The sequence below is a fragment of the Billgrantia sp. NRB1 genome, from assembly GCF_056921725.1.
Map to the genome: position 1 here is coordinate 2,225,577 of NZ_CM167783.1, position 15,313 is coordinate 2,240,889.

Annotated in this window: 11 protein-coding genes and 1 pseudogene; 2 read left to right on the forward strand and 10 right to left on the reverse strand. The window is 66.0% G+C overall.

Annotated features, from left to right (window positions below; genetic code table 11):
• Positions 1–36: 36 nt before the first annotated feature.
• Complete coding sequence (locus ACZIYR_RS10190) at positions 37–1,584, forward strand: sensor domain-containing diguanylate cyclase (protein WP_483526611.1); 1,548 nt, start codon at positions 37–39, stop codon at positions 1,582–1,584.
• Between the two features lie 35 nt (positions 1,585–1,619).
• Here the strand turns inward: ACZIYR_RS10190 and ACZIYR_RS10195 are convergent, their stop codons facing one another.
• From ACZIYR_RS10195 to ACZIYR_RS10240, 10 genes are all read right to left on the reverse strand, one after another.
• On the reverse strand, positions 1,620–2,291 hold the full coding sequence (locus ACZIYR_RS10195; protein WP_483526612.1) for a TVP38/TMEM64 family protein: 672 nt from the start codon (positions 2,289–2,291) through the stop codon (positions 1,620–1,622).
• Positions 2,292–2,368: 77 nt separating this feature from the next.
• Positions 2,369–2,533, reverse strand: coding sequence for a hypothetical protein (locus ACZIYR_RS10200; RefSeq protein ID WP_473033656.1), 165 nt, complete (start codon positions 2,531–2,533; stop codon positions 2,369–2,371).
• A 74-nt stretch (positions 2,534–2,607) separates the two neighbouring features.
• Positions 2,608–3,018: an SRPBCC family protein gene (locus ACZIYR_RS10205; protein ID WP_473035033.1), complete on the reverse strand. Its 411-nt coding sequence runs from the start codon at positions 3,016–3,018 to the stop codon at positions 2,608–2,610.
• Positions 3,019–3,225: 207 nt separating this feature from the next.
• The gene (gene rpsA / locus ACZIYR_RS10210) at positions 3,226–4,902 is read right to left on the reverse strand and encodes a 30S ribosomal protein S1 (protein WP_473033657.1); all 1,677 of its coding nucleotides are present in this window, start codon (positions 4,900–4,902) and stop codon (positions 3,226–3,228) included.
• Between the two features lie 178 nt (positions 4,903–5,080).
• Positions 5,081–5,779: a (d)CMP kinase gene (gene cmk / locus ACZIYR_RS10215; RefSeq protein ID WP_473033659.1), complete on the reverse strand. Its 699-nt coding sequence runs from the start codon at positions 5,777–5,779 to the stop codon at positions 5,081–5,083.
• Positions 5,776–8,151, reverse strand: coding sequence for a bifunctional prephenate dehydrogenase/3-phosphoshikimate 1-carboxyvinyltransferase (locus ACZIYR_RS10220; RefSeq protein ID WP_483526613.1), 2,376 nt, complete (start codon positions 8,149–8,151; stop codon positions 5,776–5,778). Before ACZIYR_RS10220 ends, cmk begins: the two co-directional genes overlap by 4 nt.
• A gap of 2 nt (positions 8,152–8,153) precedes the next feature.
• Entirely contained in the window at positions 8,154–9,245 is a 1,092-nt protein-coding gene (pheA, locus tag ACZIYR_RS10225) for a prephenate dehydratase (RefSeq protein WP_483526614.1), read from the reverse strand.
• Positions 9,246–9,409: 164 nt separating this feature from the next.
• A complete protein-coding gene (serC, locus tag ACZIYR_RS10230; RefSeq protein WP_473033662.1) occupies positions 9,410–10,495 on the reverse strand; it encodes a 3-phosphoserine/phosphohydroxythreonine transaminase in 1,086 nt (361 codons plus the stop codon).
• 177 nt (positions 10,496–10,672) lie between these two features.
• Complete coding sequence (gene gyrA, locus ACZIYR_RS10235; protein ID WP_473033664.1) at positions 10,673–13,387, reverse strand: DNA gyrase subunit A; 2,715 nt, start codon at positions 13,385–13,387, stop codon at positions 10,673–10,675.
• Positions 13,388–13,776: 389 nt separating this feature from the next.
• Positions 13,777–14,199 (reverse strand): acyl-CoA thioesterase, encoded by a 423-nt coding sequence (locus tag ACZIYR_RS10240; RefSeq protein ID WP_473033665.1) that lies wholly within the window; start codon positions 14,197–14,199, stop codon positions 13,777–13,779.
• A gap of 173 nt (positions 14,200–14,372) precedes the next feature.
• On the opposite strand from ACZIYR_RS10240, the pseudogene ACZIYR_RS10245 reads away from it, so the two are divergent.
• A pseudogene (locus ACZIYR_RS10245) lies at positions 14,373–15,304 on the forward strand (recombination-associated protein RdgC).
• Positions 15,305–15,313 lie beyond the last annotated feature (9 nt).

Genomic DNA, 15,313 nt, shown 5'->3' on the forward strand with positions numbered 1-15,313 from the left:
CAAAAATTAAACCAACCGTTTTACTCGGGAGCTGTCATGCCGAACCATGCACCGTCGCATTCTATCGATGACGATAGCGGCCTGACGGCTCCTGATCTTCCCCCACTTCCCGATGCGCTTCGCGACCGCCTGAGCCGCTGCAGCAAGCTTCCCAGCCTGCCGGCCGCGGCGGCCCAGGTGCTCAACCTGGCCCGCATGCCGGAGCCCCGCCTGGCCGACTTCGCCAAGGTCATCGAGCGGGACCCCGCCCTGACGCTGCGGCTGCTGTCGCTGGCCAATAGCGCCTTCTACGCCCGCAGCGGCGCGCAGGTCAGCACCTGCCTGGACGCCGTCTCACGCCTCGGCCTGGACGCCACCCTGGCAGCGGCCATGAGCTTCGGGCTGCCGAGCACCGGCAACCACTTCGCTCTGGACTACGACTACCTGTGGCAGCGCGCCATCATCGCCGCCTTGGCCGGCCAGCACCTGGCACAGCGGCTCAGCCCCGAGGATGCCGGCCGGGTCTTCACCACGGCGCTGATCCAGGATATCGGGATCATGGCCCTCGAAGCAGTGGACGGCGAGCGCTACAGCGGCGAGATGCCGGGCCTACGGGACCATCACGCCCTCTCCCTGGCCGAGCGCGAGCGCTATGGCTGCGACCACGCCCTGGTCGGCGCCTGGCTGGCCGCCAGCTGGGGAGTACCCGGCCACCTGGCGCAGGGTATTGCCGACAGTCACGGCCCGCTCGAGGAAAGCGATATCCCCCGGCTCTGCCTGCGACTCTCCTGCCGCATCGCCGAGGCCTGGCTTGCGCCCGAGCCAGCCCGGGCCATGAGCGACCTGCTGCATCAGCTCGACACCCTCGACAGCCTGAACCCCGAGCTGCTGACAGGCGTACTGCAGCAGCTCCAGCAGCGGCTACCCTCCACCGCGCGGCTCTTCGAGATCACCTGCCCGCCGGACATCGACGCCATCACGCTGCTCACCGAGGCCAAGCAGCTGCTGTTCGAACAGAACCTCCGAATCAGCCGCCACCTGGCCGAACAGCGGCGCGAGCTCGAGGCCCTCAACGCCAGCCATGTGGCGCTGGACAAACGGACCCGCACCGACCCGCTGACCGGACTGGCCAATCGCAGCTGGCTAGAAAGGCTTCTCGACGTCCACTTCGATACCGCCCGGACCCATCAACAGCCGCTGAGCGTGATGTTCATCGACCTGGACCACTTCAAGCGCATCAACGACCGCCACGGGCACCGATTCGGGGATCGCGTCCTGATCCATTTCGCCGGTAGCCTGAAACGGATGGTGCGCGAAAGTGATATCGCCGGACGCTACGGCGGAGAAGAGTTTCTGGTGATCATGCCGCATACCCGTCACCACCAGGCCGGCGTCCTCGCCGACCGGGTGCGCCAACATCTCGCGGAACGCCCCCTGGCTCACGCCCAGGGCAAGCCGGTTCACGTCACCGCATCGATCGGTATCGCGGCGCTGGAAGACAGCGAGTTTGCCAGTGTCGAAGCGCTGGTCGACGCCGCCGACCAGGCCATGTACGGCATCAAGCACGGCGGCCGCAACGGCGTGGGGCTGTATCAGAGCAGCTGATCCTGCCACGCCACTGCGAACCCAGCGACTCCCGCCTACATCTCCCGGCCCTGCTCGACGCGGCGCCGCATCCAGGCGCCGATCAGCAGCAACAGGGTTAGCGCCACCAGCGGCATCACCACGTCGAGGCTCAGGGCGTCCTCCCGCTCCACCGCTTCCAGCGCACCGTGGATGGCACTGGCGTAGACGGCCCACTTGACCCCCAGCCCGATCACGGCGGCAATCACGAAGGTACGCAACGGCAGGCGCCGCAGCCCGGCGGCGTAGTTAATCACCGAGTGGGGAAATCCCGGGAGCACGCGCAGCGCGCACTGGGTGAGAAAATCGCTGCGCTTTTCCAGCATGCGCATGACTTTACGGGTCAGCCCCTTGGGGCTCCAGGCATCGCCAACGCGAGCGGCCAGATGGTAGGCGCCCAGGGCACCGCCTACGCTGCCGACAATCAGCATGGGTGTCGCCACGTGGGGGGGATAGAAGGGAGCGATCAGCCACAGCCCGATGCTCCCGGGCAGCCCGAACGCCAGGGTCACGGCCATGATCAAGATCACACCCATCACCGTCGCCGGATGGTGGGAGGCCTCTTCGGCCCAATGCTTGATAGCGGTAAGGTCCGGCGAGTGCCAGATCCACAGATAGCCGGCCATCAGGACACTGGCGCCAATGGCAACCCAGCGCCAACGCCAGCGTAGAGAGGTGTCTTGCTGCATCCGCTATCTCTTGCGTGCCAGTGGAAAGCGCCTATGGTGCCATGCGCCCGGGCCCGGGTCACGCAACGCCGACTGCTTCAGGCATCTAGCTCGCCGCTGGGAGGTGTTGTCGCCATCCCCTCCACGTCATGAGACGCCTCCTCCCCCAGGCGCGGCATCGCCGCGACCCGACGATCCACATAGTGAAGCAGGACCAGCTGGAGCCCCAGCGCGACCCAGCACCAGATCAATGCCTTAAGCATGCTCGATTCCTCGTATGAGGCCGGCGGCCTTCTGCCTGCAGTTTAGCCCTCCCCGACAAGGAAAAGTAGCGGAATCACAGGCGCGCCTCCACCCGGGCGAGAATCTCGCGGCTGACCTTGTTGACCAGCGGCTTGGCGGCACGCGTGACGGCCTTTTCCACCAGCCGATTGCGGATGGCGTAGGTGAGGGTGAGGGCCACCTTGGTGCCTTCTTCTACCGCGGTCAGACGATAGCAGCCCTGATTGTGAACACCGTCCAGCGACTCCCAGGCGAGAAGCTCCGGCGGCTGGGATTCGGTGATCTCCACATCGAACGTCCAGTCCATCCCTACCGCATGGACGTGCCAGCGATAGCGCTCCCCGCCCAGCGGTTCGATATCCCGAATCAGGTCCGAGTAGTCGACGAAGTCCTCGACCCGTTCCAGCAGGGCGAACACCCGCTCGGGAGGCGCCTTGAGGATAGCGCTGTGTTCGATGGTGGCCATGGCGTCCCTGTGCTCCTCGACGAAGAATTGATGCGTGTGCATACAAGTACACCAGATTGCAGGCCCGGTTTCGATCACCTCGCATCCGGCAATCGCCGACCTGCCGCATGACAAGCAGACGAAAACGCCGCCCCGGCTAGCCGGGACGGCGTTGTCAGCGTGGGACTGGCTGACGCAAGGCCGACGGCAGCGGCCTTGCAGGGCAGCTTAGTCCTGGCCCATCTGCTGCTTGATCAGGTCGCCGATGGTGGTCGGACCACCGCTCTCGACGCTCTCTTCACGCAGCTTCTTGAGGTTCTGACGGGTGTCGTCATGCTCCTTGGCCTTGATCGACAGGTTGATCTGACGATTCTTGCGATCGACACCGATGATGCGAGCCTCGACGCTGTCGCCTTCGCTCAGCACGTTGCGGGCGTCTTCGACGCGGTCGGCGCTGATCTCGGAGGCCTTGAGCACCGCGACCACGTCAGTGGCCAGCTCGACCTGCGCTTCCTTGGCATCGACCTCCACCACACGACCGGTGACGATGCTGCCCTTGTCGTTGACGGACAGGAACTCGGCGACCGGGTCGGTATCGAGCTGCTTGATGCCCAGGGAAATGCGCTCGCGCTCCGGGTCGATGGAGAGGATCACGGCCTCGGCCTCGTCGCCCTTCTTGAAGCGACGCACGGCTTCTTCGCCGGTCTCGGTCCAGGAGAGGTCGGAGAGGTGCACCAGGCCGTCGATACCGCCTTCCAGGCCGATGAAGATACCGAAGTCGGTGATCGACTTGATGGTACCGGACACCCGGTCGCCCTTGTTGTACTGGGCGTTGAAGGTTTCCCACGGATTGGCGGTGCACTGCTTGATACCCAGCGAGATGCGGCGACGCTCCTCGTCGATATCCAGCACCATGACGTCCACCTCATCGCCGATCTGCACGACCTTGGAGGGATGGATGTTCTTGTTGGTCCAGTCCATTTCGGAGACGTGAACCAGGCCCTCGACGCCCTCTTCCAGCTCGGCGAAGCAGCCGTAGTCGGTGAGGTTGGTGACGCGGGCGGTGACCACGGTGTTCTCGGGGTAGCGATCCTTGATGTTGACCCAGGGATCTTCGCCCAGCTGCTTGAGGCCCAGCGACACGCGGTTACGCTCGCGATCGAACTTCAGCACCTTGACGTTGATCTCATCGCCCACGGCCACGATCTCGGACGGATGCTTGATGCGCTTCCAGGCCATGTCGGTGATGTGCAGCAGGCCGTCGACGCCACCGAGATCGACGAAGGCGCCGTAGTCGGTGAGGTTCTTGACGATACCCAGGATCTGCTGGCCTTCCTGCAGGGTGGCGAGCAGGGCCTCACGCTCGGCGCTGTTCTCGGCCTCGAGCACGGCGCGGCGGGACACCACCACGTTGTTGCGCTTGGGATCGAGCTTGATGACCTTGAAGTCGAGCTCTTTATGCTCCAGGTGCGTGGTGTCGCGCACCGGGCGCACGTCGACCAGCGAACCCGGGAGGAAGGCGCGGATGGAGTCGATGTCGACGGTGAAGCCGCCCTTGACCTTGCCGTTGATCACGCCCTTGACGATCTCTTCCTTCTCGAAGGCCGCTTCCAGGACCTTCCAGGCTTCGGCGCGCTTGGCCTTCTCGCGAGACAGACGGGTCTCGCCGAAACCGTCCTCGACGGCTTCCAGGGCGACCTTGACTTCGTCGCCGACGCCAATGGTCAGTTCGCCATTGTCGTCGCGGAACTGCGCCGCGGGGATCTGCCCTTCGGACTTCAGGCCGGCATTGACGGTGACCCAGTCACCCTCGATGTCGACGACGGTAGCCAGAACAATGGCGCCCGGCTCCATGTTGATGTCCTGAAGTGACTGTTCAAACAGTTCAGCAAAGCTTTCGCTCATGATGTTCCTACGTGATCAACGGTGTTGAGGCGTCGCCGCCTTCTCCGCACCACCAGCGAGTGCGGGCCTTATGTGCCAAGCCCCCGGGGATGTTAGCGCTGGTTGGACCTGGCCGGGCTTTCGGAAAGGGGTGCCCGACCATGCCATCACATCCTGACGGGAGCGCCGCAAGGGAGAGTCAGGTGTCGCGAGTGAGGCCGCGCTCGGCCAGCCACTCCGTCAACCGATCCACCACTTCCGGTATGCTCAGGCTCGTGGTGTCCAGCTCGAGGGCGTCATCGGCCGGTACGAGCGGGGCCACGCTGCGCTGCATGTCGCGTGCATCGCGTGCCTGAATCTCCTTTAAAAGACTCGATAGACTAGCATCCACCCCCGCTTCCTGCAACTGAAGGTGGCGTCGCCGGGCGCGTTCGGCGGCCGAGGCGGTGAGGAACACCTTGAGCGGGGCGTCCACGAACACCACAGTGCCCATATCGCGGCCGTCGGCCACCAGCCCCGGCGCCTGGCGGAAGTCTCGCTGGCGCTGCAGCAGCGCCTGGCGCACCGCCGTCAGCGCCGCCACTCGGGAGGCGGCGTCGCCGATCTGCTCGGTGCGAATCGCCGCGGTGGCGTCCTCGCCCTCCAGCTCGATACGGGTGCCATCCCCCTCGGCGACGAACACCACGTCCAGCTCGCGGGCCAGGCTCGCCAGGCCCGCCTCATCGTCCAGCGCCACCCCGTGCCGGTGGGCGGCCAGGGCGGTCAAGCGATACAGGGCGCCGCTGTCGAGCAGATGCCAACCCAGTCGTTCGGCGATCAACCGGCTGATGGTGCCCTTACCGGCCCCGCCGGGACCGTCGATGGCGAGCACCGGCGGCGCATCCTCGGCATGGGTCATGCGCCCTCCTCGCCCGCCGCCTCGGCCTCGGCATCAGGGAAGCGCTCTTCGCTAAGGCTCAGCCCCACCCGTCGGGCCAGATCGACGAAGCCGGGAAACGACGTCGCCACGTTGGCGCAGTCGTCGATGATGATCTCGTCGCTAGCACGCAGCGAGGCGATGGCGAAGGCCATGGCGATACGGTGGTCGCCCAGGCTGTCGATGCGCCCGCCGCCGTAGCTCGGCCCCTCGGCCTTGCCGCTGCCGACGATGTCGATGCCGTCGGCGAGCAGGGTGTGCTCGACGCCGATGGCGGCCAGGCCGTCGGCCATGGCCTGCAGGCGGTCGGACTCCTTGACCCGCAGCTCCTCGGCGGCGCGCAGCCGAGTGGTGCCCTCGGCGTTCGCCGCGGCGATGAACAGCGCCGGGAACTCGTCGATGGCCAGCGGTACCTGGGCCTCGTCGATATCGATCCCCTTGAGCGGCACATAGCGCACGCGGATATCGGCCACCGGCTCGCCGCCGACTTCGGCCTGATTCGAGAGTTCGAGGTCGGCGCCCATGGCCTTGAGGATATTGATCACGCCGATGCGGGTCGGATTGATGCCGACGTGCTCGAGGGTCAGGTCGGCCCCGGGGGTGATCGCCGCGGCCACCAGGAAGAAGGTGGCCGAAGAGATATCCGAGGGCACATCGATGGGAGCGGCGGTGAGCTTGCCGCCGCCGGACAGCCAGCAGGTGTCGCCGTCGCGCTCCACGGCGTAGCCGAATCCTTGCAGCATGCGCTCGGTGTGATCGCGGGTCGGCGCCGGCTCACGCACCCGGGTCTCGCCCTCGGCGTAGAGCCCAGCGAGCAGCAGGCAGGATTTCACCTGAGCGCTGGCCATGGGCATGTCATAGGTGATGCCCTTGAGCGCCTTGCCGCCATGGATGTGGAGCGGCGGGCGGCCACCCTCGGCGGTGTCGATCTCGGCGCCCATCAGGCGCAGCGGATCGGCTACCCGGCCCATGGGGCGCTTGGTCAGGGAGGCGTCGCCGGTGAGTTCGGTATCGAAGGCCTGGCCGGCCAGCAGGCCGGCGAACAGGCGCATGGCGGTACCGGCATTGCCCACGTAGAGCGGCCCGGCCGGCGCCTGGAGGCCGTGCATGCCCACTCCATGGATGGTCACCCGCCCCTGATGGGGACCCTCGATGGCCACGCCCATCTCCCGGAAGGCCTGCAGGGTGGCCAGGCTGTCCTCGCCTTCCAGGAAGCCTTTCACCTCGGTGACGCCCTCGGCCAGGGCGCCGAGCATGATGGAGCGGTGAGAGATCGACTTGTCGCCGGGCACGCGAATGCGGCCGGCCACGCTGCCACCGGGACCCGCCCGGAAGCGCAGATTGCCTCGTTGTTGCATCTTATATTCCGCCTGATAGCTGGTCTGGTTCAGGAGAGTATCGAAATAGTGGCGCGCATGGCTCGCACGATCGAAGGTCGCCAGCATGGCATCGCCGTCGCCCGCCTCCACGGCGCGGCGAAGTCGGGCCACCCCGACCTCGAAGTCGTCCAGGGAGGCGAGCACGGCGTCGCGGTTGGCGATGAAGATATCGCGCCACATCACCGGATCGCTGCCGGCGATGCGGGTGAAGTCGCGAAAGCCTCCGGCGGCGTAGCGGAAGATCTCCAGCCGCTCGTCCTGGCGCGCCAGGGTGTCCACCAGGGAGAAGGCCAGCAGGTGCGGCAGATGGCTCGTGCGGGCCAGCACCTGGTCGTGGCGCTCGACCTCCATCTCCAGCACCTCGGCGCCGCAGGCCGCCCACAGCGCCCGCACCCGGGCCACGGCCACGGGATCGGTCTCGGCGCCAGGGGTCAGGATCACCTTGTGGTTGACGTAGAGCCGCGGGTTCGAGGCCGCCACGCCGCTCTTTTCGGAGCCGGCGATGGGATGCCCCAGCACCAGGTTGGGCGGCCGCCGACCGAAGACTCGCCGTGCGCAGTCGCGAATGGCGCCCTTGGTGCTGCCCACGTCGGTGATCACCACCCGCCCATGGGCCGATGCCAGGCTGTCGGCCAGCTCGCGCATCACCGGCTCCATGGCCAGCACCGGCACCGCCAACACGATCAGCGTGGCATCTTGCACCAGCGGTGCCAGCCGGGTGCCGCCGCGGTCGATCAGCCCCATCTCGATGCCGCGGGCGATCTCGTCGGCATCCGGGTCGCAGGCGACGATCTCCGCTCTCTTCACCGGCCCGCCCCCGCCGGTCGGTCCGACGCCGCCGGCAGCATCGCTGTCGCAACGCCCGTAGCCGCTCGCCCGAAGGGCGGCGGCCAGCGAGCCACCGATCAGCCCCAGGCCGACGATCAGGATCCGCGACTCCTCCACCCGACACGCCCCGTCCAACGCTTGCCGCATGTCTAGAGCACGCCCATGGGGTAGGAGCCCAGCACCTTGAGCTCGGCGGCGCGCAGGCGCACCTCCTCCAGTACGGCGGCGACCCGCGGCTCGTCTACGTGCCCCTTGAAATCGATGAAGAAGACGTAGTTCCACACGCCGCTGCGCGACGGCCGCGACTCCAGGCGAGTCAGATCGATCTGATGGCGGTGGAAGGGCTCCAGCAGGTCGTGCAGTGCACCCGGCTGGTTGCGCATGGCCACCACCACCGAGGTCTTGTCCTCGCCGGAAAGCGGTACGTGCTGGCTGCCAATGATCAGAAAGCGCGTGGAGTTGTCGGGGCGGTCCTCGATCTTCTCGGCGATCTTCTCCAGCTCGTAGAGCTTGGCCGCCATGTCGCCAGCGATGGCGGCACTGTGCCACTCGCCCTTGATCATCTTAGCGGCTTCGGCGTTGGACGACACCGGCACCCGCTCGGCTCGGGGGTAGTGGGCATCGAGCCACTTGCGGCACTGGGCGAAGGACTGCGGGTGGGAGTAGATCCGCGAGACCTTGTCGCGGCGCGTGGTGTCGGCCACCAGCAGGTGATGGTGAATGCGCAACACCACCTCGCCGCAGATACGGATGGAGGAGTCCATGAAGGAGTCCAGGGTGTGACTGATGACACCCTCGGTGGAGTTCTCCACCGGCACGACGCCGTAGTTGACGGCGCCCGCCTCCACCTCGCGGAACACCTCGTCGATGGCCGCCATGGGCAGGCTCACCGCACTTTCACCGAAGTGCTTGAGCGCGGCCTGCTGGGTAAAGGTGCCCTCCGGGCCCAGGTAGGCCACCTTGATGGGCTGCTCCAGCGCCAGGCAGGCGGACATGATCTCGCGGAACAGGCGCGCCATCTCCTCGCTGTCCAACGGACCGGCGTTGAGCTCCATGATGCGGCGCAGCACCTGGGCTTCACGCTCGGGGCGGTAGAAGACCGCGCCCGGATCGGTCTTGGTCTTCACCTCGGCGACCTGCTTGGCGCAGTCCGCCCGGGCACTGATCAGCCTAAGGATCTCGTTGTCCAGGCTGTCGATGCGCTCGCGCAGCGCATCCAGATCGATGGGGGGTTCACTCATGGGCGCTTCCCTGAATTGTTGATGACCGTAAGCCGTAAGCCGTAAGCCGTAAGCCGTAAGCCGTAAGCCGTAAGCCGTAAGCCGAGATGCTACTACCAGCCCCGTCGCTGGCAACGGTTTTCTCTTACAGCTAAAAGCTTACAGCTTATAGCTCCCCGAAGGGGTCAACCGTGACGCCGCTCGAAGTCGGCCATGAAGGCGATCAGAGCGTCGACACCCGCTTCCGGAACGGCGTTGTAGAGACTGGCCCGCATGCCGCCCACGCTGCGATGCCCCTTCAGATTGAGCAGCCCGGCCGCCTCGGCCTCGGCGAGAAACGGCTTGTCCAGGCGCGCGTCGGCGAGCACGAAGGGCACGTTCATCCGCGAGCGGTTGCGCTCGGCGATGGGGTTCGAATAGAGCTCGCTGGCGTCGATGGCCGCGTAGAGTTTGGCGGCCTTGCGGGCATTGATGACGTCCATGGCGGCCAGGCCGCCAATATCCTGCTTGAGCCACTGGAAGACCAGCCCCGCCAGGTACCAGGCAAAGGTGGGCGGCGTATTGACCATGGAGCCGGCATCGGCCAGGCCGCGGTAGTCGAACAGGCTCGGAATGGCATTCCCCGCCCGGTCGAGCAGATCCTCGCGCACGACCACTAGGGTCAGGCCCGCCGGGCCGATGTTCTTCTGGGCGCCGGCATAGAGGATGCCGAACTTCGACACATCCAGCGGCCCGGAGAGAATCGACGAGGACATATCGCAGACCAGGGGCGCGCCAACCTCGGGAATGTAGTCAAACTCGAGCCCGCCGATGGTCTCGTTGGCGGTGTAGTGCAGGTAAGCAGCGTCGTCGGACAGGGCGATCTGCGACGGCTCGGGCACCCGGGTATGGCCGCTAGGTTCGCTGGAACCCGCCAGGTGCACCGGAAAGCCCAGGCGCTCGGCCTCGGCCAGGGCCTTCTTTCCCCAGATACCGGTATAAACAAAATTGGCGCGTCCGCCCCGCCCCAGCAGGTTCATGGGCACCATGGCGAACTGCAGGCTGGCGCCGCCTTGAAGAAAGAGCACCCTGTAGTTGGCCGGAATGGCCAGCAGCTCGCGCAGGTCGCGCTCGGCCTGCTCGGCGATGGCGACGAACTCGGGGCTGCGATGGCTCATTTCCATCACCGAGAGTCCGCGCCCCTGGTAGTCGAGCATCTCCTCGCGAGCCCGCTCCAGCACCGGCGCGGGAAGCGCCGCGGGGCCGGCGCAGAAGTTATAGTGGCGTGTCATCAGCGTGGTGTTCCGTTTTTCTCATGTCTCGTGACCAAGCGGGATGAGCGCCGGGGACAAGCCGTAGCGAGGGTCTTTTGCCATGGATGGCAAAAGTAGCGCCCAGGGATGGGTTCACAGCGCCCTCGCGAGGCTTGTCGCCGGAACAGCTCATCGCTTTCCGGGCTTGAAGCGCGATTACTCGCCGTTTCGCGGCTCGCTTTCTTCCGGGCCCTGCCCTTCCTGCTGCTCACCCTCGAGCTCGTTCTCGACGCCGCTTTCCGGCTCATCCTCTAGCTCGCTCTCAGGCTCGTCGATGCGCACGGTCTTGACCAGCTTCTCGTCGTTGCCCAGGCGAATCAGCATGACGCCCTGGGTGTTGCGCGAGGTGATCGAGACCTCATCGACTCGGGTACGCACCAGAGTGCCGCGGTCGGTGATCAGCATCATTTCGTCGGTGGAGTAGACCTGCATGGCGGCCACCAGCGAGCCGTTGCGCTCGCTGGTCTGCATGGCGATGACCCCCTGGCCGCCGCGACCGCGAAGCGGGAACTCCTCGAGCCGGCTTCGCTTGCCGTAACCGTTTTCGCTGGCGGTGAGAATATAGATCTGCCCGCCGTTGCCGTTCTCGCGGGGCTCGCCGTTTTCATCCTCGGTTTCCAGGTCGGCGTTGGCGTCGATCTGCTGGCTCTGAGGAATGATCAGACTGATCACCTCGGCATTATCCTGCAGGCGCATGCCGCGCACCCCTCGAGCGGTGCGGCCCATGGCGCGCACGTTGCCCTCCTCGAAGCGGATCGCCTTGCCGTTGGAGGAGAGCAGCATGGCGTGGTCGCTACCCGAGGTGATGGCGGCCCCCACCAGGCGATCGCCCTCCTCCAGGTCGATGGCGATCAGGCCCACGCTGCGCGGCCGGGAGAACTGATCCAGGCTGGTGCGCTTGACGGTGCCCTTGGCGGTGGCGAAGAAGATGTAGCTCTCGGCGCAGTAGTCGCGCACCGGCAGGATGGCGTTGATCGCCTCGCCCTCCTCCAGCGGCAGCAGGTTGACCAGCGGCTTGCCACGGGAGCCACGGCTGGCCGCCGGCATCTCGTAGACCTTGAGCCAGTAGACCTTGCCGCGATTGGAGAACAGCAGCACGGTGTCGTGGGTGGAGGCCACCAGCAGGTGCTCGATGACGTCCTCGTCCTTCATGGCGGTGGCCGACTTGCCGCGACCACCCCGGCGCTGGGCCTGGTAGTCCGAAAGCGGCTGGGTCTTGGCGTAGCCGGAGCGGGACACGGTGACCACCATGTCCTCCTCGGCGATCAGGTCCTCGATGGAGAGGTCGAGATGGCTGGCCTGGATCTCGGTGCGCCGGGGATCGCCAAACTGGTCGCGAACCGCGTTCAGCTCTTCACGAATCACCTCGAGCAGCCGCTCGCTGGAGGCCAGTATCGCCATCAGCTCGGCGATCTTCTCGAGAATGCCCAGGTACTCGTTGAGAAGTTTCTCGGTCTCAAGGCCCGTCAGGCGGTGCAGGCGCAGCTCGAGGATCGACTGGGCCTGGGCCGGCGAGAGCCGATACTCGGTGCCAGTCGGGCTGAGGCCGAAGCCCTCCGGGAGGTCCTCCGGCTTGCAGGAGGTGGCGCCGGCACGTTCCAGCATCCCGGTGACCTGCCCTGGCTGCCAGGTCCGGGCCAGCAGTTTCTCCTTGGCCTCGGCGGCACTCGGCGAGGCCTTGATCAGCTCGATCACCTCGTCGATATTGGAGATCGCCACCGCCAGCCCCTCGAGGATGTGGCCGCGCTCGCGGGCCTTCTTCAGCTCGAACAGGGTGCGACGGGTGACCACCTCGCGGCGATGACGGATGAAGGCCTCGAGCACCTCCTTGAGGTTGAGGATCTTCGGCTGGCCGTCTTCCAGGGCCACCATGTTGATGCCGAAGACGTTCTGCAGCTGGGTCTGGGCGAAGAGGTTGTTGACCACGACCTCGCCGGACTCGCCGCGCTTGACCTCGATCACCACCCGCAGGCCGTCCTTGTCGGACTCGTCGCGCAGTTCGGCGATGCCCTCGACCTTCTTGTCCTTGACCAGCTCGGCAATCTTCTCGATCAGCCGCGCCTTGTTCACCTGGTAGGGCAGCTCGGTGACGATGATATGGTCGCGCCCGCTCTTGTCATCGTGCTCGATGGTGTGGCGAGCGCGCACGTAGATGCGTCCGCGGCCGGTGCGATAGGCCTCGAGGATGCCGGCACGGCCGTTGATGATCGCCCCGGTGGGGAAGTCGGGCCCCGGGACATACTCCATGAGCTGATCGACCGACAGGGTGTAGTCGTCGATCAGCGCCAGGCAGGCGTCGATCACCTCGCCCATGTTATGGGGCGGGATATTGGTGGCCATGCCCACGGCGATGCCCGAGGAGCCGTTGATCAGCAGATTCGGCACCTTGGTGGGCAGCACATCGGGGATGCGCTCGGTACCGTCGTAGTTGTCGACCCAGTCGACGGTGTCCTTCTCCAGGTCGGCGAGCAGCTCGTGGGCGAGGCGTGCCATGCGCACCTCGGTGTAACGCATGGCGGCGGCGCTGTCGCCGTCGATGGAGCCGAAGTTGCCCTGGCCATCCACCAGCACATGACGCATGGAGAAGTGCTGGGCCATGCGCACGATGGTGTCGTAGACGGCGCTGTCGCCGTGGGGATGGTACTTACCGATGACATCGCCCACCACGCGGGCCGACTTCTTGTACGGCTTGTTCCAGTCGTTACCGAGCTCGTGCATGGCAAATAGCACGCGCCGGTGCACCGGCTTCAAGCCGTCGCGCACGTCCGGCAGCGCGCGGCCGATGATCACGCTCATCGCGTAATCGAGGTACGACTGCTTGAGCTCGTCCTCGATGTTGACTGGCAGAATCTCTCTGGCGATGTCACCCATGGGTCGTCGAATCCTTTGCACTGCAGCAGGTTGGCACGCCGCCGAGCCATCTAAGGGGCGCGCCATAACAGCCTGCCATCATACCACTCTGCTCAGCACAAAGGCAGCGCAGGGAGCGCTCGCCCAGGGCAATCGCACGACAAGAACGACTCTCGTCATAGGGCGATTCCTACCGTGGGAGGCCGCTTCAGCGGGCGAAGCAGCGCGTCGTGCTGCCAGAGAATGGGCGCCTGTCGGCGCCTTCGCGCGGCAAAGCCGCCCTCCCACCTGCCATCCCTTGCCAATCAGAAGCCACCCGATGAGAAAACATTGCATCATGCAATCGCCCTAAGCGCTCACCGCCGTCGCATGACGACGGCGCGCCGGCTGACCGGCATTAGCGGTGAGCCTCAGTCCGCCAGCACCAGGGGCGCCAGGGCATCACGCAGCTCCCCTTCGATGGCCAGCGAGCGGTTGGCCTTGACGTCGAGCAGCACGAAGGTGAGGTCGGCGTCGGCCACCACCGCCCCGTCATCGACACGGCGAATCTCCTGATGCATGCGGGCGCTGCGCGTACCCAGCTCGGCCAACCGGGTCACCACCTCTAGATCGTCGCCGGCCACGGCGGCAAGCCGGTAGTTGATATTGAGGTTGACCGCCACGAAGGCGGGATTGCCGCTGGCAAACCGCCGGGCGACATCGGGGCGGTCATCGAAATACCCCCAGCGCCCCTCCTCGAGAAACTCCAGGTAGCGAGCGTTGTTGACATGACCGTAGCCGTCCAGGTGGTAGCCGCGCACGCGCAGGGTGGCGCGGGAGAGTCGTGAATCCATCGAACAAGCTCCTTGCAGGGGAAAGGACCGATTCTAGGCCCCGCCCCGACACACTTTCAAACAGCAGTTTGAATCCATGCGATAACGTTCAACACTTCTGCCGTGGCCCGCGCACTGGTACAGCCGCCCCCCGTTCGCCATAATATGCCTCCTTTTCATTCTGGGAATGCGCCATGTGGTTCAAGCACTTGCATCTTTACCGCCTGCACGGCTCAACGGCGATCCCGGCTGCCGACCTGGAAGCGGCCCTGGCCGAGCAGGCCGCCCGCCAGCCGGGCGGTAGCGAAGCGAGGCGTCTGGGCTGGTGCCCCCCGCCGGCCGTGCCGGCACGGCGCTGCTGCACGAGCTTCAGGGCCAGCGGCTGATGACCCTCCTGCGCCAGGAGCGAATGCTGCCGGCCAGCGTGGTTCGCGAGGAGGTCGAGGAGCGTGCCAGCGACATCGAGGCCCGCGAGGGCCGCAAGCTGCGTCGCCAGGAGAAGCAGGAGATCAAGGAACAAGTCTATGAGGAACTGCTGCCCCGCGCCTTCATTCGCCGCCAGAAGGTCGACCTGTGGTGGGACACCCGCCGCAGCCTGATCGCGGTGAACACCAGCTCCCGCAAGCGCGCCGAGGAAGCCCTGGATCTGCTGCGCGAGACGCTGGGCAGCCTGAAGGTAACGCCGCTGGCCACCCGAGCCCTGCCGATGCGGGCCATGACCCAGTGGCTAGCGGATGAGCAGACCCGCCCTGCCGATCTGCTGCTCGGCGATCAGGTCGAGCTCAAGGCCAAGGGCGACGACGGCGTACTGCGCGCACGCCAGGTGGACCTGGACAGCGACGAGATCCAGCAGCTGCTGTCCGCAGGCCGTCAGGCCAGTCGCATGGCGCTGGAGCGGGAGGGCCAGCTAAGCTTCGTCCTGCACGACGACCTGGCGCTGAAATCGCTGCGGTTCAATGACGCACTGATCGACGAGGCCGGCGAAATCGAGGACGATGGAGACGCCATCGTGCGCCTGGAGGCCGACTTCATGCTCATGACCCAGGCTCTGGCCGAGCTGATCGAGCGACTGATAGAGTGGCTCGACGGCGAAGCCGAGAACAGTCCGACGCAGGGCGTCGCATGACTCACCCAG

Excerpts from the sequence above, each read along its gene's own strand:
- rpsA (WP_473033657.1), bottom strand. The coding sequence starts at position 4,902 with ATGAGCGAAAGCTTTGCTGAACTGTTTGAACAGTCACTTCAGGACATC.
- pheA (WP_483526614.1), bottom strand. The coding sequence starts at position 9,245 with ATGAGTGAACCCCCCATCGATCTGGATGCGCTGCGCGAGCGCATCGAC.
- ACZIYR_RS10200 (WP_473033656.1), bottom strand. The coding sequence starts at position 2,533 with ATGCTTAAGGCATTGATCTGGTGCTGGGTCGCGCTGGGGCTCCAGCTG.
- ACZIYR_RS10220 (WP_483526613.1), bottom strand. The coding sequence starts at position 8,151 with ATGCGGCAAGCGTTGGACGGGGCGTGTCGGGTGGAGGAGTCGCGGATC.
- ACZIYR_RS10195 (WP_483526612.1), bottom strand. The coding sequence starts at position 2,291 with ATGCAGCAAGACACCTCTCTACGCTGGCGTTGGCGCTGGGTTGCCATT.
- serC (WP_473033662.1), bottom strand. The coding sequence starts at position 10,495 with ATGACACGCCACTATAACTTCTGCGCCGGCCCCGCGGCGCTTCCCGCG.
- cmk (WP_473033659.1), bottom strand. The coding sequence starts at position 5,779 with ATGACCCATGCCGAGGATGCGCCGCCGGTGCTCGCCATCGACGGTCCC.
- ACZIYR_RS10190 (WP_483526611.1), top strand. The coding sequence starts at position 37 with ATGCCGAACCATGCACCGTCGCATTCTATCGATGACGATAGCGGCCTG.
- gyrA (WP_473033664.1), bottom strand. The coding sequence starts at position 13,387 with ATGGGTGACATCGCCAGAGAGATTCTGCCAGTCAACATCGAGGACGAG.
- ACZIYR_RS10205 (WP_473035033.1), bottom strand. The coding sequence starts at position 3,018 with ATGGCCACCATCGAACACAGCGCTATCCTCAAGGCGCCTCCCGAGCGG.
- ACZIYR_RS10240 (WP_473033665.1), bottom strand. The coding sequence starts at position 14,199 with ATGGATTCACGACTCTCCCGCGCCACCCTGCGCGTGCGCGGCTACCAC.